The organism is Arthrobacter sp. zg-Y877, from assembly GCF_030373105.1.
Taxonomy (GTDB): domain Bacteria; phylum Actinomycetota; class Actinomycetes; order Actinomycetales; family Micrococcaceae; genus Arthrobacter_B.
Map to the genome: position 1 here is coordinate 338,791 of NZ_JAUCPU010000003.1, position 19,024 is coordinate 357,814.

General features: G+C 64.9%; 17 protein-coding genes and 1 pseudogene. 11 read left to right on the forward strand and 7 right to left on the reverse strand.

What is annotated here, in order from left to right; all coding sequences use genetic code 11:
* Positions 1 to 12 precede the first annotated feature (12 nt).
* Positions 13 to 1,296: a serine hydroxymethyltransferase gene (gene glyA / locus QNO03_RS09030; protein WP_289603030.1), complete on the reverse strand. Its 1,284-nt coding sequence runs from the start codon at positions 1,294 to 1,296 to the stop codon at positions 13 to 15.
* Positions 1,297 to 1,594: 298 nt separating this feature from the next.
* Between glyA and QNO03_RS09035 the strand changes: the two genes are divergently transcribed.
* Positions 1,595 to 2,671 carry an FAD-dependent oxidoreductase gene (locus tag QNO03_RS09035; protein WP_289603031.1) on the forward strand — a complete coding sequence of 359 codons (1,077 nt, stop codon included), beginning with the start codon at positions 1,595 to 1,597 and terminating at the stop codon, positions 2,669 to 2,671.
* On the opposite strand, the gene QNO03_RS09040 is transcribed toward QNO03_RS09035, so the two are convergent.
* Positions 2,640 to 3,176, reverse strand: a complete 537-nt coding sequence (locus tag QNO03_RS09040) for a GNAT family N-acetyltransferase (protein WP_289603032.1) — start codon at positions 3,174 to 3,176, stop codon at positions 2,640 to 2,642. The two genes, QNO03_RS09035 and QNO03_RS09040, sit on opposite strands and share 32 nt — an antisense overlap.
* A gap of 54 nt (positions 3,177 to 3,230) precedes the next feature.
* On the opposite strand from QNO03_RS09040, the gene purU reads away from it, so the two are divergent.
* The 7 genes and pseudogenes from purU (at position 3,231) to QNO03_RS09075 (ending at position 11,433) form a co-directional block, all read left to right on the forward strand.
* Positions 3,231 to 4,103 (forward strand): formyltetrahydrofolate deformylase, encoded by an 873-nt coding sequence (gene purU, locus QNO03_RS09045; RefSeq protein ID WP_229949768.1) that lies wholly within the window; start codon positions 3,231 to 3,233, stop codon positions 4,101 to 4,103.
* Between the two features lie 31 nt (positions 4,104 to 4,134).
* Positions 4,135 to 4,662, forward strand: coding sequence for a gamma carbonic anhydrase family protein (locus QNO03_RS09050; protein ID WP_229949555.1), 528 nt, complete (start codon positions 4,135 to 4,137; stop codon positions 4,660 to 4,662).
* A gap of 50 nt (positions 4,663 to 4,712) precedes the next feature.
* Positions 4,713 to 5,927 (forward strand): ROK family transcriptional regulator, encoded by a 1,215-nt coding sequence (locus tag QNO03_RS09055; RefSeq protein ID WP_289603033.1) that lies wholly within the window; start codon positions 4,713 to 4,715, stop codon positions 5,925 to 5,927.
* A 303-nt stretch (positions 5,928 to 6,230) separates the two neighbouring features.
* Positions 6,231 to 7,736, forward strand: a pseudogene (mmsA, locus tag QNO03_RS09060) (multiple monosaccharide ABC transporter ATP-binding protein); the annotation flags it as partial.
* Positions 7,733 to 9,025, forward strand: a complete 1,293-nt coding sequence (gene mmsB, locus QNO03_RS09065; protein WP_229949547.1) for a multiple monosaccharide ABC transporter permease — start codon at positions 7,733 to 7,735, stop codon at positions 9,023 to 9,025. The pseudogene mmsA and the gene mmsB, both read left to right, overlap by 4 nt.
* Positions 9,026 to 9,079: 54 nt before the next feature.
* Positions 9,080 to 10,162: a substrate-binding domain-containing protein gene (locus QNO03_RS09070; protein ID WP_229949545.1), complete on the forward strand. Its 1,083-nt coding sequence runs from the start codon at positions 9,080 to 9,082 to the stop codon at positions 10,160 to 10,162.
* A 182-nt stretch (positions 10,163 to 10,344) separates the two neighbouring features.
* Positions 10,345 to 11,433: a Gfo/Idh/MocA family protein gene (locus QNO03_RS09075; protein ID WP_289603035.1), complete on the forward strand. Its 1,089-nt coding sequence runs from the start codon at positions 10,345 to 10,347 to the stop codon at positions 11,431 to 11,433.
* Between the two features lie 150 nt (positions 11,434 to 11,583).
* Here QNO03_RS09075 and QNO03_RS09080 read toward each other — a convergent pair whose 3' ends face one another.
* The 3 genes from QNO03_RS09080 to QNO03_RS09090 are packed head-to-tail and all read right to left on the reverse strand — an operon-like array spanning position 11,584 to position 13,393.
* Positions 11,584 to 12,213 (reverse strand): DUF3618 domain-containing protein, encoded by a 630-nt coding sequence (locus QNO03_RS09080; protein ID WP_289603036.1) that lies wholly within the window; start codon positions 12,211 to 12,213, stop codon positions 11,584 to 11,586.
* Positions 12,210 to 12,635, reverse strand: coding sequence for a phage holin family protein (locus QNO03_RS09085; RefSeq protein WP_229949539.1), 426 nt, complete (start codon positions 12,633 to 12,635; stop codon positions 12,210 to 12,212). The genes QNO03_RS09080 and QNO03_RS09085 overlap by 4 nt, the downstream gene beginning before the upstream one ends.
* Positions 12,635 to 13,393 (reverse strand): hypothetical protein, encoded by a 759-nt coding sequence (locus QNO03_RS09090; RefSeq protein WP_289603037.1) that lies wholly within the window; start codon positions 13,391 to 13,393, stop codon positions 12,635 to 12,637. Before QNO03_RS09090 ends, QNO03_RS09085 begins: the two co-directional genes overlap by 1 nt.
* A 234-nt stretch (positions 13,394 to 13,627) precedes the next feature.
* Between QNO03_RS09090 and QNO03_RS09095 the strand changes: the two genes are divergently transcribed.
* From QNO03_RS09095 to QNO03_RS09105, 3 genes are all read left to right on the forward strand, one after another.
* Positions 13,628 to 14,161 (forward strand): hypothetical protein, encoded by a 534-nt coding sequence (locus QNO03_RS09095; protein ID WP_289603038.1) that lies wholly within the window; start codon positions 13,628 to 13,630, stop codon positions 14,159 to 14,161.
* 6 nt (positions 14,162 to 14,167) lie between these two features.
* Positions 14,168 to 15,637 (forward strand): glutamate-cysteine ligase family protein, encoded by a 1,470-nt coding sequence (locus QNO03_RS09100; RefSeq protein ID WP_289603039.1) that lies wholly within the window; start codon positions 14,168 to 14,170, stop codon positions 15,635 to 15,637.
* Between the two features lie 232 nt (positions 15,638 to 15,869).
* Entirely contained in the window at positions 15,870 to 16,448 is a 579-nt protein-coding gene (locus tag QNO03_RS09105; RefSeq protein ID WP_502874572.1) for an Hsp20/alpha crystallin family protein, read from the forward strand.
* 156 nt (positions 16,449 to 16,604) lie between these two features.
* On the opposite strand, the gene QNO03_RS09110 is transcribed toward QNO03_RS09105, so the two are convergent.
* Positions 16,605 to 17,567, reverse strand: coding sequence for a bile acid:sodium symporter family protein (locus QNO03_RS09110; protein ID WP_289603040.1), 963 nt, complete (start codon positions 17,565 to 17,567; stop codon positions 16,605 to 16,607).
* Between the two features lie 143 nt (positions 17,568 to 17,710).
* Positions 17,711 to 18,946 carry an NADP-dependent isocitrate dehydrogenase gene (locus tag QNO03_RS09115; RefSeq protein ID WP_283995890.1) on the reverse strand — a complete coding sequence of 412 codons (1,236 nt, stop codon included), beginning with the start codon at positions 18,944 to 18,946 and terminating at the stop codon, positions 17,711 to 17,713.
* Between the last annotated feature and the right edge of the window lie 78 nt (positions 18,947 to 19,024).

A 19,024-nucleotide genomic window follows, 5' to 3' on the forward strand; every position in this document is an offset into this window, starting at 1 on the left:
CTTTCTCCACGGTTACCATTCCTCCTGTCCGGGGTAGAGCGGGAAGTTCTCAGCCAGCGCAGCCACGCGGGCACGGAGTGCCTCGACGTCGGGGGCCGGTTTCAGTGCGGCGGCGATGATCTTGGCCACCTCGGTGAATTCCACTGCGCCGAAGCCGCGGGTTGCGAGGGCCGGGGTGCCGATCCGCAGGCCCGAGGTGACCATCGGCGGCCGCGGATCGAACGGCACGGAGTTGCGGTTCACCGTAATGCCCACGGCCTCCAGAAGGTCCTCGGCCTGCTTGCCGTCCAGGGCGGAGTGCCGCAGGTCCACCAGGATCAGGTGCACGTCGGTACCGCCGGTAAGCACGGACACTCCATGTTCAGCGACGTCGGGCGCATTTAGGCGATCGGCGATGATCCGCGCACCTTCGAGCACGCGTTCCTGCCGTTCGCGGAATTCCTCGGTGCCGGCGATCTTAAAGGCCACGGCCTTGGCCGCTATCACGTGCATCAAGGGGCCGCCCTGTTGACCGGGGAAGACGGCGGAGTTCAGTTTTTTCGCGTACTCCTCCTTGGCCAGGATCATGCCCGAGCGGGGTCCGGCGAGGGTTTTGTGCACGGTGGAGGTAACGACGTCGGACACCGGCACCGGGTTCGGGTGCAGCCCCGCCGCCACCAGTCCGGCAAAGTGCGCCATATCCGTCCAGAGGTAGGCGCCGGCTTCGTCGGCAATGGAACGGAACGCGTCAAAATCCAGCTGCCGCGGATAGGCGGACCAGCCGGCGACAATGACCTGCGGGCGCTCGGCCAGGGCCTGTTCCCGGACCCGGTCCATGTCTACGCGGTAGGTCTGTTCGTCCACCCCGTAGGCGGCCACTTCGTAGAGCTTGCCGGAGAAGTTCAGCTTCATGCCGTGGGTCAGGTGCCCGCCGTGGGCGAGGTTCAGGCCCATCAGTTTCTCGCCGGGCTTCATCAGGGCTGCGAGCGCCGCGGCGTTGGCCTGCGCGCCGGAGTGCGGCTGCACGTTGGCGAACTCGGCATCAAACAGCGCCTTGACCCGGTCAATGGCCAGGTTCTCCGCGACATCGACATATTCGCAGCCGCCGTAGTAGCGGCGGCCGGGATAACCCTCGGCATACTTGTTGGTGAGGACGGACCCGGAGGTTTCCAGGACGGCCCGCGGGGCGAAGTTCTCGGATGCGATCATCTCGAGGGTGCTGCGCTGGCGGGACAGTTCATCCTTCAGGACGGCGGCTATTTCGGGATCAACATCGATTAGCGGCGCGTTGGTGACGGGCTGGGTGGATACTCTCACATGGATCTCCTGGGAAGGGGTTCTCTATAGGTCAGGCTACCCGTCCGTGCACAGCAGGGGTCCGCGGAACAGACTCTGCGGGCATGGCAGACAGTTTCGAGCGTGACCCGCGGCCCAGGCGTGCGATCCGTGGTCGTGAAGACACCCTGAGGGGGTGCCGTGCCGCTTCCTGGTGGTAATCCACCTGACGCCAGTCGCGGCGTTTTCCATCCTAGCCTCCCCTGTCCCCCCGGGGGCAGGTCCTGCCGGAATAGGGCCTCCGCCGGGATGGTTAGGATTCGACGAAAGGGAGGTACGGATGGAGACGGATGTACTGGTGATCGGGGCCGGGCAGGCCGGGCTCAGCGCCGCCTACCATCTGCGCCGCCGCGGCCTGGAACCCGGCGCCGGTTTTACCGTGCTGGATGCAAATCCCGGCCCGGGCGGGGCCTGGCGGCACCGCTGGGATTCCCTTACCTTCGGGGCCGCGCATGCCCTGCACGACCTGCCGGGCATGCCGCTCGGCGCACCTGATCCGAGCGAACCCGCGTCCGCCGTCGTCACCCGCTATTACGGCGAGTATGAGCGCACGTTTGGCTTCGACGTCGTCCGTCCGGTTGCCGTGGCTGCTGTGGCGGAGGGCGACGGCGGCCGGCTGGCTGTCCGGGCGGCGGACGGGCGCGGCTGGCAGGCCTGGACCGTCATCAACGCCACCGGAACCTGGGACCGCCCGTACTGGCCCTACTACCCCGGACGGGAGACCTTCCAGGGCCGGCAGCTGCATACCCGTGATTTCCGTTCGGTGGACGAATTCGCCGGGCAGAGGGTCCTGGTGGTCGGTGGCGGGACCTCGGCGGTCCAGTTCCTGCTGCAGCTGCACCGGGCGGGCGTTGCCACCGTCTGGTCCACCCGCCGGCCGCCGGAGTTCACGCTGCGCCCGTTCGACGCCGAGTGGGGACGGGCGGTGGAGGCGAAGGTCGGCGCGCGGACCCGTGCCGGCCTGCCGCCGCTGAGCGTGGTTTCGGCCACCGGCCTGCCGCTGACCGAGGAATACCGCCGGGGCATCGAGGACGGGATCCTGGTTTCCCGCGGACCCATCCGCCGCCTCAACGAAGGCGGCGTGGTCTTCGCCGACGGGTCCGCGGAGCCGGTCGACTCCGTGCTGTGGGCCACCGGTTTCCGGGCCGCCCTGGACCATCTGGCACCCCTCCACCTGCGCGAGCCCGGCGGCGGCATCCGGATGGACGGGGTGCGGGTGGTGCGCGAACCCCGGCTGCTGCTGGTGGGTTACGGCGAGTCCTCCTCGACGCTCGGGGCCACCCGTGCCGGCCGGGCCGCGGCGCTGGCCGCTGTGCGGCAGCTGGCTACTGAAGCTCTTCCCACGCAAAAGCAGTAACCGTGCCCTGCTCCCAGTCGCGGCGGAGGATGGCGTAAACCACCGTTGCCACTCTCCGGCCGTCCTCCAGCGGCCAGTCCTCCCGGTGGTGTGCTTCCTTCAGGAACCCCGAACGCAGCAGGGTCTTCCGCATGGCAATGTTGTCCTCCCGCATCCGGCCCGCGAACCGGTTCGAATCGGGGTAAGCGGTGAACACCATTCCCGTCAGCGCTTTCGTCACCGGTACCCCGTTTCCCCGTCCCCGGAATTTCTCCACCAGCCGCAGGTCCAGCATCGGAGTGTTTGTCCCCAGGTCCTCGAGGATGACCAGGCCCATGCGCTGGTTGTCGCCGAACACCCAGAAGGTACGGACGCCGTCGCCGTCGAAGCGTCCTTCGATCATCAGGCGCCGCACCAGTCCTTCGGACGGTGCCTTGATCCGGTGGTACGGAAAGCTGTTGGTGGTGAGGAACCGGACCAGCTCTCCCTCGTCCTTGTCCGAAAAAGGCAGGAACATCACATCCATGTGCCCACAGTAGGCCAGGGCGCCCAAACCGGTAACCTTGCAAGGGTGACAGACATGATTCCGCCTCCCGGCACGCCCGCGTCCCCCAATGCCTACACCCTGACGCTGTCCTGCCCCGACCGCCCGGGAATTGTCCATGCCGTCAGCGCGTCACTCGTGGCGGCCGAGGGCAACATCACCGAGTCCGCGCAGTACGGCAGCCCCGAAACCGGTTCGTTCTTCATGCGGGTGGATTTCACCTCCCCCCGCTCCTACGAACAGGTCCAGGCGGAACTCGCTGCAACGGCGTCCACGTTCGGCATGGACTGGGAGCTCCACCGCGCCGGCCGCCGGACCCGCACCCTGATCATGGCGTCGAAGTCCGGCCACTGCCTCAATGACCTGCTGTTCCAGCAGCGTGCCGGAACGCTGCCCATCGACATCCCGGCCATCGTCTCCAACCACCGCGATCTGGAGTCCCTTGCGGACTTTTACGGCGTCCCGTTCCACCACATTCCCGTCACCGCGGATACCAAAGGCGAGGCCGAGGACCGGCTGCGTTCCCTGATGGCAGAGCTGGACATTGAACTGGTGGTCCTGGCCCGCTACATGCAGATCCTGAGCAACGACCTCTGCCGGGAGCTTTCCGGCAGAGCGATCAACATCCATCACTCCTTCCTCCCATCCTTCAAAGGCGCCAGGCCGTACCACCAGGCCCATGCCCGCGGGGTGAAGCTGATCGGCGCCACCGCCCACTACGTCACCTCGGACCTGGACGAGGGTCCCATCATTGAGCAGGAAGTCATCCGCGTGGACCACGCCCGTTCGGCCGCCCAGCTGGCCGCGCTGGGCAGCGACGTCGAGGGCCGCGCGCTCTCCAAGGCGGTGCAGTGGCATGCCGAGCACCGGGTGCTGCTGGACGGCCGGCGCACGATCGTCTTCAACTAAGGCCCGTACCGGCAGCGCTACGCTGGGTGGCATGGCACACATTATTGAATTCCGGGGCAAGGCCCCGTCCATTGATCCGAGCGTTTTCCTCGCCCCCACCGCCTCGCTGATCGGCGACGTCAGCATGGCCGCCGGGTCGAGCGCCTTCTACGGCGTCTGCGTACGCGCCGATTCCAACAGCATCACTGTGGGCGCCGGCAGCAACCTCCAGGACAATGTGGTCCTGCACGCGGACCCCGGCTTTCCGACGTCGGTGGGTGAACGGGTGAGTATCGGCCACAACGCCGTGGTGCACGGCTGCACGGTCGAGGATGACTGCCTCATCGGCATGAGCGCGACCATCATGAACGGAGCCGTGATCGGGGCAGGTTCCCTGGTGGCCGCCGGGGCGCTGGTCCTGGAAGGCACCGTGGTACCGCCGCGGTCCCTGGTGGCGGGGATGCCGGCCAAGGTACGCCGTCCCCTCACGGACGAGGAATTCGCCGGCGTGCAGGCGAACGCGGAGAACTACCGGCAGACGGCGGCGGACCACCGTGCCGCGGTCGCGGCTCAGTCCTAGGCTTGCGTTCACTTCTTGACTGCAAGAGTGTGATGTAGCACTCTTAATTGATGCCAGCCGATCCATCCTCGCCGTTGAGGACCGCCCGAACGCCCGGAACCAGCACCCCTCGACCGGGTTCCCAGAGCGCCCTCCGCGAACGCAACCGGCAGCGCATCATTGATGCGCTGCTGGAATCCGGACCACAGACCCAGGCTGAACTTTCCCGCCAGACCGGCCTTTCCGGCGCCACCGTCTCCAACATCGTGCGGGTGATGAACGAACACCGGCTGGTGGTCACCGAGCCGACCACCAGTTCCGGCCGCCGCGCGTTATCCGTCCGGCTCAACGATTCAGGGGCCGTCGCTGCCGGCATCGACATCGGCCGGCGGCACGTCCGGGTGGTCCTCGCCTCCCTCGGCCGCAGGATCCTCCAGGAGGAGTCCGTCCCGCTGCCGCTGGGCCACACCGCGGCCGAAGGCATGGACACCGCAGCAGCCCTGCTGGCCAGCCTCCTGCGCCGCCAGGGCGTGGACCGCAGCGCTGTCCTGGGGGCCGGCGTCGGCATCCCCGGACCCATCGACCGGCGGACCGGCACTGTGGTCCAGGGCGCGATCCTGCCCGAGTGGGTCGGAATCAACATGCGCGAAGACCTCGCCGACCGGCTGGGCGTACCCGTTTTCGTCGACAATGACGCCAACCTGGGGGCGTTGGCCGAGGTGACCTGGGGACCGCACGGCTGTACGGAAAACCTGATCTTCGTCAAGGTTGCGTCAGGCATCGGTGCGGGGTTGGTGATCAACGGGTCGCTGTATTACGGCAATGTCGGCGTCACCGGCGAAATCGGCCACGCCACCATCTTCGACCACGGATTAATCTGCCGCTGCGGCAACCGCGGCTGCCTGGAAACCATCGCCTCCACGTCCATCATGATCGAGCTGCTCAGCCGCGCCGCCAACCGGGTTGTCACCACCACGGACATCATTTCGCAGGCCGCCGAAAAGGACCCGGCTACCCTGCGCGTCATTGAGGACGCCGGCGCAGCGGTGGGCCGGGCAGCCGCCAACCTCGCCAACACCCTGAATCCGGAGCTCATCATCATCGGCGGGTCTCTGACCGGGCTGGGCGACACCTTCCTGGACCCAATCCGCCGCGGACTGCTCCGGCACACCGTCCCCCTTGTGGGTGAAACGTCGACGGTGCTTATGTCCTCCCTCGGAGACCGGGCGGAGGCGCTGGGCGCAGCGGCGCTCGTCCTGCAGGAGCAGGGCGCTGCCGCCGCATAGCCTGCCGCGCGGCCGTGGGGCAGGCTCCGCCGGACTTCAAAAACTTACCGTCAATCCGGGGGAATGCGTTCAAGACTTGACGGCAGTGCCTGTGACCATGTTAACTTCCTTATCGGCCCACCCTGTGGGCCATATCACGACAAAGAGGTCACACGGAGGCACTCATGCGAGCAGCAGAAGCAGCTCCGGCAGTAGGCGCACGACGCGCCCCCTGCCACCACGGCAGGGGCAATGCGCATGTCGGGTAGTCCATTCATTCTTGAAATGCACTCCATCACCAAGGAATTTCCTGGAGTCAAAGCCCTCGCAGACGTTTCACTTAACGTCCGTGCCGGTGAAATCCACGCTATCTGCGGTGAAAACGGTGCCGGTAAATCCACCCTGATGAAGGTCCTTTCCGGCGTTTATCCCCACGGCACATACACCGGAGAGATTGTTTTCCAGGGCGAGCCCGTACAGTTCCGGGATATCCGCTCCAGTGAGGCAGCCGGAATTGCCATCATCCACCAGGAACTCGCGCTCATCCCCGAGCTCTCCATTGCGGAGAATATTTTCCTGGGCAATGAACCCACCCGGTTCGGCGTCATCGACTGGGACAAGGTCAACTTCGACACCCTCGACCTGATGGAACGGGTGGGACTGAAGGAAGACCCCACCACCCCCATCAAGGACCTGGGCGTCGGCAAGCAGCAGCTGGTCGAGATCGCCAAGGCCCTGAACAAGAGCGTGCGGCTGCTGATCCTCGACGAGCCCACGGCCGCCCTCAACGAGACGGATTCCCAGCACCTGCTGGGCCTGATGTCCGGACTGCGGGACAAGGGCATCTCCTGCATCATGATCTCGCACAAGCTCAATGAGATTGAGCAGATCGCGGACTCGATCACCATCATCCGCGACGGCCGGTCGGTGGAAACCATCGACGTCGCTGCCGAGGGTGCCGACGAAGACCGCATTATCCGCGGCATGGTTGGACGCTCCCTGGAATCCCGGTTCCCCGACCACACCCCGCAGATCGGTGAAACATTCTTCGAGGTCCGCGGCTGGACCGTGGGTCATCCGACAGTTCCGGACCGCCTGGTCGCCAAGGGCTCGGACTTCCACGTCCGCCGCGGAGAGATCGTTGGATTCGCCGGCCTGATGGGTGCCGGCCGCACCGAACTCGCCCGGTCCATCTTCGGCCGCTCCTACGGCAACTACATTTCCGGCCAGATCATCAAGGACGGCAAGGAGATCACGCTCAAGACCGTCCACTCGGCGATCCGCCACGGCCTGGCTTACGTGACCGAGGACCGCAAGACCCTTGGACTGAACCTCCTGGATGACATCAAGGCCACCACGGTCTCGGCGGATCTGAAGAAGATCACCCGCGGACTGGTCGTCGACGACGACGCCGAATTCCGCTATGCGGAGGAGTACCGCAGGAGCCTGCGCACCAAGGCACCCACCGTGGACGAAGGCGTCTCCAAACTCTCGGGCGGCAACCAGCAGAAGGTTGTCCTGGCCAAGTGGATGTTCACCGACCCGGACCTGCTGATCCTGGACGAGCCGACCCGCGGCATCGATGTGGGTGCCAAATACGAAATCTACGGAATCATCCAGCAGCTCGCGAACCAGGGCAAGGGAATCATCGTGATCTCTTCGGAGCTCCCGGAGCTCCTGGGCCTCTCGGACCGCATCTACACCATCTTCGAAGGTGCCATCACCGGCGAGGTCTCCCAGGCGGAAGCCACCCAGGAGAACCTCATGAGGCTCATGACCTCCCCAGCCCGGAAGCCCGCCGACTACGCCACTCAAGGAACCCTTTCATGAACGCCATCAAACAACTCCTGGGCGGCAACGGCCGTCAATTCGGGATGATCTTCGCCCTGGCCATCCTGGTGGGCCTGTTCCAGGTCCTCACCGGCGGCAAAACCCTGACTCCCACGAACATGATCAACCTGTTCAACGGCAACTCCTACATCCTGATCCTCGCCGTGGGCATGGTCTTCGTGATCATCGCCGGCCATATCGACCTTTCGGTCGGGTCCGTGGCGGCCTTTTCCGGCATCGTTGTCGCCATGGCCATGCGCGACTGGGGCCTGCCCTGGTACATGGGCATCCTCCTCGGCCTGGTGGTCGGCGCGGCCATCGGCGCGTGGCAGGGCTTCTGGGTCGCCTACATCGGCATCCCGGCCTTCATCGTGACGCTGGCCGGCATGCTGATCTTCCGCGGAGCCAACCAGTGGGTCGGCAAGTCCAACACCGTGCCGGTCCCCCGCGAATTCCAGTTCATCGGTGCCGGCTACCTGCCGGAGATCGGCCCGGACACCGGGTACAACAACCTGACCCTCCTGCTTGGCCTGATCCTGTGTGCGGCCGTGGTCTACGGGGAAATGCGCAAGCGCGCCCGCAACGCCAAGCTCGGCACCGGCAACGCACCGACCTGGGTCCCCGTGGTCAAGATCGGCCTGCTCTGCGCCGTCATCCTGTACGCCACGTACCTCTTCGCCACCGGCCGCCCGGGGACCTCGTTCCCGGTCTCGGGCATCATCCTCGGCGTACTCGTCCTCTTCTACGGCTTTGTCTCGAACAAGACCATCTTCGGCCGCCACGTCTACGCCGTGGGCGGCAACCGGCACGCTGCCGAGCTCTCCGGTGTCCAGGGCAAGAAGGTGAACTTCATGGTCATGATGAACATGTCCATCCTGGCCGCACTGGCCGGCATGATCTTCGTGGCCCGCTCCACTGCCTCCGGTCCGTTTGACGGCACCAACTGGGAACTGGATGCGATTGCCGCGGTCTTCATCGGCGGGGCCGCCGTCTCCGGCGGCGTCGGCACCGTAGTCGGCTCCATCGTCGGCGGCCTGGTGATGGCCGTGCTGAACAACGGCCTGCAGCTGCTCGGCGTCGGCGCTGACCTGACCTCCATCATCAAGGGCCTCGTCCTGCTCCTGGCCGTAGCCCTGGACGTCTACAACAAGACCCAGGGCAAGCCCTCCATCACCGGCCTCCTGATGCGCGGCTTCGGCGGGAACAAGCCCAAGGGCGGCCCCGCCGTCGTGGATGCCACTCCCGAGATGCCCACCGGCACCAAGACCGTCATCTCCACTGGCGCCTAGACCGTTCCACTGACCAGTACGACTCAGTTCACCGCTATCAAGAAAGAGAACATCATGCGTAAATTCGCAAAGTCCTTCGCCGTTGTCGCAACGGTCGCAGCACTGTCGCTGTCCGCCTGCGGCCGCTCCGAGGAAGCCGCTTCCGGCTCCGAAGGGGGCTTCGAGGAAGGCTCGGCCATCGGCGTCGCACTGCCCCAGAAGACCTCCGAGAACTGGGTGCTTGCCGAGACCCTCTTCAATGACGGGCTCAAGGAGGCCGGCTACGAAGGCCAGGTCCAGTTCGCCAACGGCGGCGTTTCCGAGCAGCAGAACCAGATCAGCTCCATGATCACCAACGGGGTCAAGGTCCTGATCGTCGGTGCAATCGACGGCAAGCAGCTCGGCTCGCAGCTGCAGGACGCCAAGGATGCCGGCATCACCGTCATCGCCTACGACCGCCTGCTGACCAACACCGAAAACGTCGACTACTACGTGGCCTACGACAACTTCAAGGTCGGCCAGCTGCAGGGCCAGGCACTGCTGGACGGACTGAAGGCAAAGAAGCCCGAGGGCCCCTACAACGTCGAACTGCTCGCCGGCTCCCCGGATGACGCCAACGCGCAGGTCTTCTTCGACGGCGCCATGGACGTGCTCCAGCCGGAGATCGACAAGGGCAACCTGAACGTAGTTTCCGGGCAGACCGAGTTCGAGCAGGTCGTTACCCAGGGCTGGAAGGCAGAAAACGCCCAGAAGCGCATGGACACCCTGCTCTCGGGCAATTACTCCTCCGCTGAACTGGACGGCGTGCTCTCCCCCAACGACACCCTGGCCCGCGCCGCACTGACCTCCATCGAGGCCGCCGGCAAGCCGCTTCCGGTAATCACCGGCCAGGACTCCGAGGTTGAGTCCGTGAAGCTGATCATGGAAGGCAAGCAGTACTCCACGATCAATAAGGACACCCGCAACCTGGTGAACCACAGCATCGAGATGGTCAAGAACCTGGCCGCCGGTGAAGACGTGGAAATCAACGACGACGAGAGCTACGACAACGGCACGAAGATTGTTCCGGCCTACCTGCTGGAGCCGGTCATCGTCACGAAGGACAACGCTGCCGAGGCCTACGCCAACGACCCCACGCTCTCCGAGCTGACCAAGTAACTCTGTAAGTACGCAGCACCAGCCCTTTCGGGCGGAACGGCCCGGGTTTCCCTTCAGCGGAGACCCGGGCTGTTCCCTTGGCGCGCAGTGCCCCGGCAGAGCTCCGGGCAACCCCCTAGGCTCCGGCCTGCGGCAACCATAGAGTAGGGGTACTCCCTGCAACGACGCGGAAGACGAGGACCATGACTGCCGTTCAACACATTCCCACCCCGCCCTGTGTACAGCCGGGAGCACCCAGCCCCGTACAGTCCACGGGCCGGACCCTGCGCTGGGGCGTAGTCGCCACCGGAAACATCGCCGAGCGTGTCACTGAGGATATTGCCCGGCTCGAGGACGCCGTCCTGCAGGCGGTGAGCTCCCGCCGGCAGGCCTCCGCCGAAGAATTCGCCTCCCGCTTCGGATTCGCCACCAGCTACTGGGACTCCGACGAGCTCCGCGGCTACGACCACCTGTTCGCGGATCCCGATGTGGACGTTGTGTACATCGCTTCCCCGCACGCGCAGCATTACGCGATTGCCCGCCGTGCGCTGGAGGCCGGCAAGCACGTCTTGTGCGAAAAGTCCCTCACCATCAACGCCCGTGAGGCGGAGGACCTGATCGAACTGGCCCGGTCCCGCAACGTGTTCCTCATGGAGGCCGTCTGGACGCGCTTCCTGCCGTGCATCAACCACATCTGGGAGCTGATTGCCTCCGGCGAGCTCGGGGACATCAACTGGGTCCAGGCAGATCTGGGCTTCCCGGCCCCCTATGACCCGTCGAACAGGCTCTGGGATCCGGCGGCTGGCGGCGGAGCGCTGCTGGATCTGACCGTGTATCCGTTGACCTTTGCCCTGGGCGCGCTCGGGTACCCCGAGACCGTCCATGCCGTGGGCAGCATCAACCCCGACGGCGTGGACGCGCAGAACGCTTTGACGCTGGGATATGCCTCCGGCGGGCTGGCCCAGCTCACCTCTTCTCTGGTCTCCTCCAGCCCGCGTACCGCCGTCATTTCCGGCACGAAGGGCTGGATCCGCACCGGTTCGCCCCTGCATAACCCGGTGGAACTGACCATCGTCCCCCATACGGGCGAGGCGCGGGTGGAGAGATTCCCGCAGGTCGGCAATGGCTACGCCTACGAACTGCGGGAGGTGACCCGCTGCATCCAGGAAGGCCTGGTGGAAAGCCCCACCATGACCTGGGCGGATTCCCTGCGGACCATGCGCCTGTTCGATGCGGTGCGGGCACAAATGGGTGTGCTGTACAGCAACGACGAAGCCGGCGTCCCGCGCTGAGGGTAAGGCATTGGCACGGAACTAAGCCCGTGGGCATAAGAACCCCGGCAGAAAAACGACGGCGGTGCCGCACCCGGGAAGGGTGCGGCACCGCCGTCGCGTAATGCCGTTGTTTAATCCAGTGGACGCGGGGTCCGTTGGAGAGTTCGCTTACGCGTTCTTGACGTTCTGCGGAGCGTCAGAGGCGGAATCCTTCACGTCGGAAGCCGCGGCCTGGCCCTCCGACTTTACGGTCTGCGCGGCGTCGGCTGCGGTGGTCTTGATGTTCTCGACCGCTTCCTGCGCCGGCTCCTTGAGGCCCTCTGCCATTTCCTTGGCAGCCCCGGCCAGCTCGTCAGTCATCGGCTGCGCAGCGGTCTTGATGTTGTCCGCAGCGACGCGTTCCTTGTCGCTCGTGGGGATCAACGTCGCTGCCAGCAGACCCGCGCCGAAGGCGATCAGGCCCGCGGCCACAGGGTTACCCTGGGCCTGGTTGGCAACCTTTGCGGGAGCGCCCTGGACGGCCGAACCGGCAGCGGAGACGCCGTCGGAGACACTGCCACCCATATTGGAGACGCCGCCGCTGATGTTGCTGCCGGTGTTGCTGGCACTGTTACCCATGGAATCGGCCACACCCATCACCTTGTCCTTCACTCCGAATACCTTGTCCTTCATCTTGTCCGTCTGGCGCTGGACGATGTGGGAAGGAGTTACCTTGTCCGCCACCGCGTCCACATTGGTGCCCAGGCGCCGGCGGGTTGCTTCGATGTCGGCGCGGATCTCATCAGGGTTTTCACTCATCGTGTTTCCTCGCTAGGTTTCATGGTCTGGGGGATCTCCTGCAGCGTCTCGGACGTCTGCGGCATGCCCTTGATCTTCTTCATTTCCTTGCGTCCACGGGAGGCCAGGACGGCTGCAACGATGGCCCAGATGACTGCGACGATCACTGCGGACCAGCCGAAGCCGATCGCGGTCGTGCCCAGGGCGTACCACAGGGCAACTGACAGGAAGAGGAGGACGAAGTACCCGGCAACTGCGGCTCCGCCGAACATTCCGGCGCCCTTGCCCGCACGTGTGGCGGACTGCTTCAGTTCGACCTTGGCCAGCTCCACTTCCTGACGCATGAGCGTGGACATGTCCTGCGTTACCTGGCCGAGCAGATCGCCAAGGGAAGTGGACTCTGCCTTAGCCTGCGCGGGTGTGGGAGGGAGTTCGGTACTCATCAGTGCCGACCACCGCTGTAGGGATCAGCAGCCGGGACACCGGTGGAGGGCGTGGGGGGAAGATTCTGGGCAGACGCAGGACCGGTCCCGGCGGGGCGCACCGGCTCGGTGCCGAACGGGTCGGTGGTGCCTACGGTGGGCTGCGCGGCCGGGGCCTCCGGCACCGGCGTAACGGGCGGTACAGCCGGGCCCACATGCTGGCCCTTCGAGGCGGTTCCCTGGCTCGGCACGCCGGCGCTCAGGCCCTTGTTCAGGCGCCCGGCAAGGAAGCCTGCACCGGCTGCAATGGCAAGGAAGGCAACGGGACGCTGGCGGGCGAAGCCCTTGACCTCGTCCAGCAGGGATCCAGGATCGCGGCCGTCGAGCCAGGTGGCTGCGGAGGATGCGCGGCTGGCCGCTTGACCAACGAGGTCGGCGGCCACGCCGGACTGGCCGGACTGCGCCATGGAGTGGAGCTCGTCAGCCATCGAACGCAGCCCTTCGGCGACCTTCTGCTGCTGGGCACCTGCCTGGTCGGTGAGGTCGGAGCGGGCCTGCGTAAAGAGTTCCTTGGCGTTGCCCTTCACTTCAGAGGCAACACCGGCCGCTTCGGTCTTGGCGGTGTCCGCTACCTGAGCGGCGTTGCCCTTGGCCTGCTGGGCGATATCGCCTGCCTGCTGCTTGGCGGCATCGGCCTTTGCCGAAGCCGTCGAATCGCCGGCGCTGCTGGCACCGGATGCGGCATGGCTTCCGTCACGCGGGGTGAAGTTCTCTGTCATCATCGCTCTCTTTCGTCATTGCAACTGCTGATCAAGATCGGATGTTCCGTGCATCGATAATAAGCACACTTAGTTACGAATGTGTAGCGTGTTAGAATTATAAGCGCCCTTGCTATTGGATTCTGTGCGTGGTTTTCTTTTTGCACCGATCAGATGAGACCCGACGACCCCTGTTCGCTGCCGGATATCCGGTACTGAATGCAGCACTGGTCTCCAAACCACAGGAGCATCACCATGGCGGCACTAACACGCTCTGTCCACGACCTAACGGCTGCAGCTTGGTTCGGAGGTTCCCTGATGGGCGCTGTCGGCCTCAACGGTGCGGCAGCGGCAGCGAAGGACCCCACCGAGAGAGCGCGGCTTTCCGCACTGGGCTGGAAGAAGTGGGCCCCGGTACAGGCGGCAGCGATCGGCCTGCACTTCCTGTCAGGACTCGCCCTCATCGGAGACAACAAGGTCCGGGTTTCCGAGCAGGAGGGCGTCGGCCGCCTCACCGTGTACAAAACGGCGGTTACCGTTCTCGCGGCTGTGGTCACACTCTATTCGGGGATCCTGGGCGGGAAGGTTGGAAAGCTCTCCGGCGAGGGCAGCCAAGGGGCCACGGAACCCCGGGAGGATGCCTCTAAGGAACTGAAATCGGCGCAGCTCCAGCTGAAAGTCCTGCAGTGGAGCATCCCCGCCCTTTCCGGTGCAGTGATCGTGATGGGCGCGCAGCATGGTGAAATGCAGCGGCCTGCCCGCGTCCTCAAGGGCTTGAAGAAGAAGTAGCCGACCATGGGTGCGGAAGTCACGAGCAGGACCTTCAGCCGGGCGCAGCGGACGGCTTACCGGCAGCGTTTGCTGGAAAACCTTGACCACTTCGCTCATTACCTTTCCACCGCCCAGTTTGCGGACACCGCAAGCATTGGCCTGGAACTCGAGCTGAACCTGACCAACCGCGACTTCTCCCCCGCCCTGCGCAATAAGGCTGTCCTTGAGCGGATCGCCGATCCGGCCTTCCAGACCGAAATCGGCGCCTTCAACATCGAAATGAACCACCCCGCCATGTCGGTGGGCCAGTTCGGGTTGAAGGAGCTCGAGGACAGCCTGCGGCTGCAGCTGAACCGGGCCGACGAGCGGGCCGCGCAGGAAGCTGCAGACATCATGATGGTGGGAATCCTCCCCACGCTGACTCCGGATTTTATGGACGGCTGGGCATGGCTCAGCAGCGGGCAGCGCTATGCCGCCCTGAACACCTCGGTCCTCCAGGCCCGCGGGGAAGACGTCCTGGTGGACCTCTCCGGCCCGGAGCCGCTGTCCTTCTACGCCCAGAACATCGCCCCCGAGGCCGCCTGCACCTCGGTCCAGCTGCATCTGGAGGTCTCTCCGGAGCAGTTTGCACCGGCCTGGAACGCGGCGCAGATGATCGCCGGGCCACAGGTTGCCCTGGCCGCAAATTCGCCTGTCTTCATGGAGCATCTGCTCTGGCACGAAACTCGGATAGAACTCTTCAAGCAGGCCATCGATACCCGGCCGCCGGAGATGCGGAACCAGGGAGTACGCCCGCGGGTCTGGTTCGGCGAACGGTGGATTACCTCGATCTTCGATCTCTTCGAAGAGAACGTGCGCTTTTTCCCTGCCCTCCTGCCGGAGCTCTCGGGCAACGGCTCGGAAGCGACCCCGGCCGGTGCTCCACTGCTGCCCGAACTGCGCCTCCACAACGGCACGGTCTACCGCTGGAACCGCCCTATCTACGACCCCGGCTCCGGAGCACCAAACCTACGCCTGGAAAACCGGGTTCTGCCGGCTGGCCCTTCCGTCCTGGACGTGGTGGCCAACGCGGCGTTCTACTACGGACTGCTCGAGTACCTCCGCACCGCGGACCGGCCACTCTGGAGCCGCATGGCCTTCAAGACGGCGTCGGATAACTTCCTGAACTGCGCCCGGTACGGACTGGAAGCAACCGTGTACTGGCCGGGGACCGGTGAGATTCCGGTGGCGGAGCTCCTTGTGCGCCACCTGATTCCGCAGGCTGCGGAGGGACTGAGGGAACTGAAGGTGGATTCGTCGCTGATCGACCGCTACCTGGATGTGGTGACCGAGCGTGCCCGCACCGAGCAGAACGGTGCGGCGTGGCAGATCGCTACGCTGCACAGGCTCGAGGACTCGGGTCTTAGCCGCCCCGCGGCCCTGACCGAGCTCTCCCGGCTCTACTGGGAGAACATGCACAGCAATGCGGCGGTGCATTCCTGGCCGATCGTCTGACGAAGGAAGCTGATTCTGCCGGAGGAAGCCGCCCGGCGACGAAAACGCGCCAAAGAAAAGTGGGGCAGCCAGGCAGCGGATTCGGACTGTGATCTAGCAGTCAAAACCGGCGAGTGCTAGCGTTTTTTGCATCGTTGAGTTCGGCTGACTCAACCTTTATCGACCCTTTTCCACAGCGGTATTCCAACCTCCGGTACCCCGGTGGGGACCGGTGCAACAGGAGTTGATGACCATGGCGATGAAGTTTGATCCATTCCGTGAGCTGGACCGGATGGCAGGTGCGCTCCTTGACCCGAGGCAGCGGCTGCGGCTGATGCCGATCGACCTGTTCCGCGAAGGCGACCACTACATCCTCAACGCGGACCTTCCGGGAATCGACCCCGGGTCGGTGGATGTGGACGTGGACGGACAGCTGCTCACTATCCGGGCCGAGCGGACCATCCACACCACCGAAGGCGTGACGTGGCTGACCCGGGAACGGGAGAGCGGCAGCTTCCTGCGTCAGCTGAACCTTGGGCAGGGCATCGATATTGATTCCATTTCCGCCAAGTACGAGAACGGCGTGCTGAGCGTGTTCATCCCGGTGAGCGAACGCTCCAAGCCGCGCAAGATCGAAGTGTCCGCCACCTACAAGGACAGCAGCACCATTTCCGGCCAGTCGTCTTCTGAGCCGGCCTCGGTGTCCTCTTCCGGCGGCAGCGGCTCCGGTTCATCGGGATCCGGTTCATCCGGCGGCAGCGGTTCCGCGTCATCCGGCTCGGGTGGTTCCAGCGGGCCGGCGTCCTCGGGCGACCACGGCGCCGGCATCTAGCTGACGGCGGTATTCAGCTGACGCCACTGATCTAGCTGACGCCACTGATCTAGCTGAGGCCAGGCGAAACACCTGCAGGCCCCGGGACGGAATGTCCCGGGGCCTGCGGCGTGCCCAGGGTCTGCAGCATGTCCGCCGGGATTCCCGGCGGACCGGTCAGGCCGAGGGCCGCCGCTGCCAGATGGCGGCCATCAGCGCCCCGGAGACGTTGTGCCAGACCGAGAACACCGCTGCCGGCAGGGCTGCCTCGGGAGCGAAGTACTGCTTGGCCAGTCCCGCCGCCAGTCCTGAGTTCTGCATACCGACCTCGATGGCCATGGTCCGCCGGGAGGGAATCGGCTGGCGGAAGAGTTTCGCGGCACCGTACCCCAGGCCCAGTCCCAGTCCGTTGTGCAGCACCACAGCCAGCAGGATCAGCCAGCCGGCCGTGAAGATGGCTTCGGCACTTCCGGAGACGACTGCAATCACCACGAACGTAATCGCCACAACCGAGATCCACGGCAGGACGGGAAGGACCCGGTCCACCAGCCGCGGCACGAGATACCGGATCACCAGACCAAGCACAACCGGAATCAGCACGATTTGAACGATCGACAAGGCCATGGAACCGGCGTCGACCGCCATGTACCGCCCGGCAAGCCACAGCGCGAGCATCGGGGTCAGCAGGGGTGCCAGCAGCGTGGAGACAGAGGTCATGGCGACGGACAGGGCCACGTTGCCCCGGGCCAGGTACGTCACGACGTTCGACGCCGTGCCGCCCGGTGCGCAGCCGACCAGGATCACGCCGGCGGCCAGTTCGGGGCTGAGCTGGAGCGCCCAGGCGATCCCGAAGCCCAGCAGCGGCATGATCACATACTGCGCCACTACGCCCAGCAGAACGGGCAGCGGCTGCCGGACCACCAGCGCGAAGTCCGGCAGGGTCAGGGTCAACCCCATCCCGAACATAATGAGCATCAGTCCCGGGTTGATAAAGGCGGACAGGCCGGTGAAGGGCTGCGGGAAGAACAGGGCCACCGTTCCCCCGGCAACAATCAGCAGCGGGAACACGGTGACCGCTATGCGGGCGCTGCGGGCTCCCGCGTTCTTCGCGGAGGGCTGCGCTGTGACGGAGTTCGACATCCCCACATCGTGGCACCGGCACCGCAACGGCGCTATTTGTTACGCCCCCGCTTAACACCGCGGACCACACCCCCGGGGAAACGACGACGGCGCGCCGCCCCGGAAGGGACAGCGCGCCGTCGTCGTGGTGAAGAAACTACCGCTTAGGCGGCAACCTCGGAGCCCAGTCGGGCCTTGAGGTTCTCGTCCAGTGCGGCGAGGAAATCTTCGGTGGTCAGGTACGGCTGGTCCGGTCCGACCAGCAGTGCCAGGTCCTTGGTCATCTTGCCGGATTCGACCGTCTTGATGACTACGTCTTCAAGGGTCTCGGCGAAGCGGATGACCTCGGGGGTGTTGTCCAGCTTGCCGCGGTGCATCAGGCCACGGGTCCACGCGAAGATCGAGGCGATCGGGTTCGTGGAGGTGGGCTTGCCCTGCTGGTGCTGGCGGTAGTGGCGGGTGACCGTACCGTGTGCGGCTTCGGCCTCAACGGTCTTGCCGTCCGGGGTCATCAGCACGGAGGTCATCAGGCCCAGCGAGCCGAAGCCCTGTGCCACGGTGTCGGACTGGACGTCGCCGTCGTAGTTCTTGCAGGCCCAGACGTAGCCGCCTTCCCACTTCATCGCGGAGGCAACCATGTCGTCGATCAGGCGGTGCTCATACGTGAGGCCGGCTGCTTCGAACTGGTCCTTGAACTCGGCGTCGAAGACTTCCTGGAACAGGTCCTTGAACTGGCCGTCGTAGGCCTTCAGGATCGTGTTCTTGGTGGAGAGGTACACCGGGTAGTTGCGCTGCAGGCCATAGGCGAAGGACGCGCGGGCGAAGTCCTTGATGGAATCGTTGAAGTTGTACATACCCATGGCGACGCCGCCATCTTCGTTGTACGTAACAACCTGCTGCTTGATTTCTTCGCTGCCGTCGGCAGGCGTGTAGGTCAGCGTCAGGGTGCCGGCACCGGGAACCTTGAAGTTCGTGGCCTTGTACTGGTCGCCGTGGGCGTGGCGGCCGATGATGATCGGCTTGTTCCAGCCCGGGACCAGGCGCGGGATGTTGGAGATGATGATCGGTTCGCGGAAGACCACACCACCGAGGATGTTGCGGATGGTTCCGTTCGGGGAGACCCACATCTTCTTCAGGCCGAATTCCTCGACGCGTGCTTCGTCGGGGGTGATGGTGGCGCACTTGACGCCGACGCCGTGTTCCTTGATGGCGTTGGCGGCATCAATGGTGACCTGGTCATCAGTTGCGTCGCGGTTCTGGATGGAGAGGTCGTAGTACTTCAGGTCGACGTCCAGGTACGGGTTGATCAGGCGATCCTTGATGAACTGCCAGATGATGCGGGTCATCTCGTCGCCGTCGAGCTCTACTACAGAGCCCACAACCTTAATTTTCTCAGCCACACGGTCTCCTTGTGTGTTGGTGGGCACCGGAGCATGTCTTGTGGCATGACGGAACCCGTCTTTTTGGCTTTTATTTGA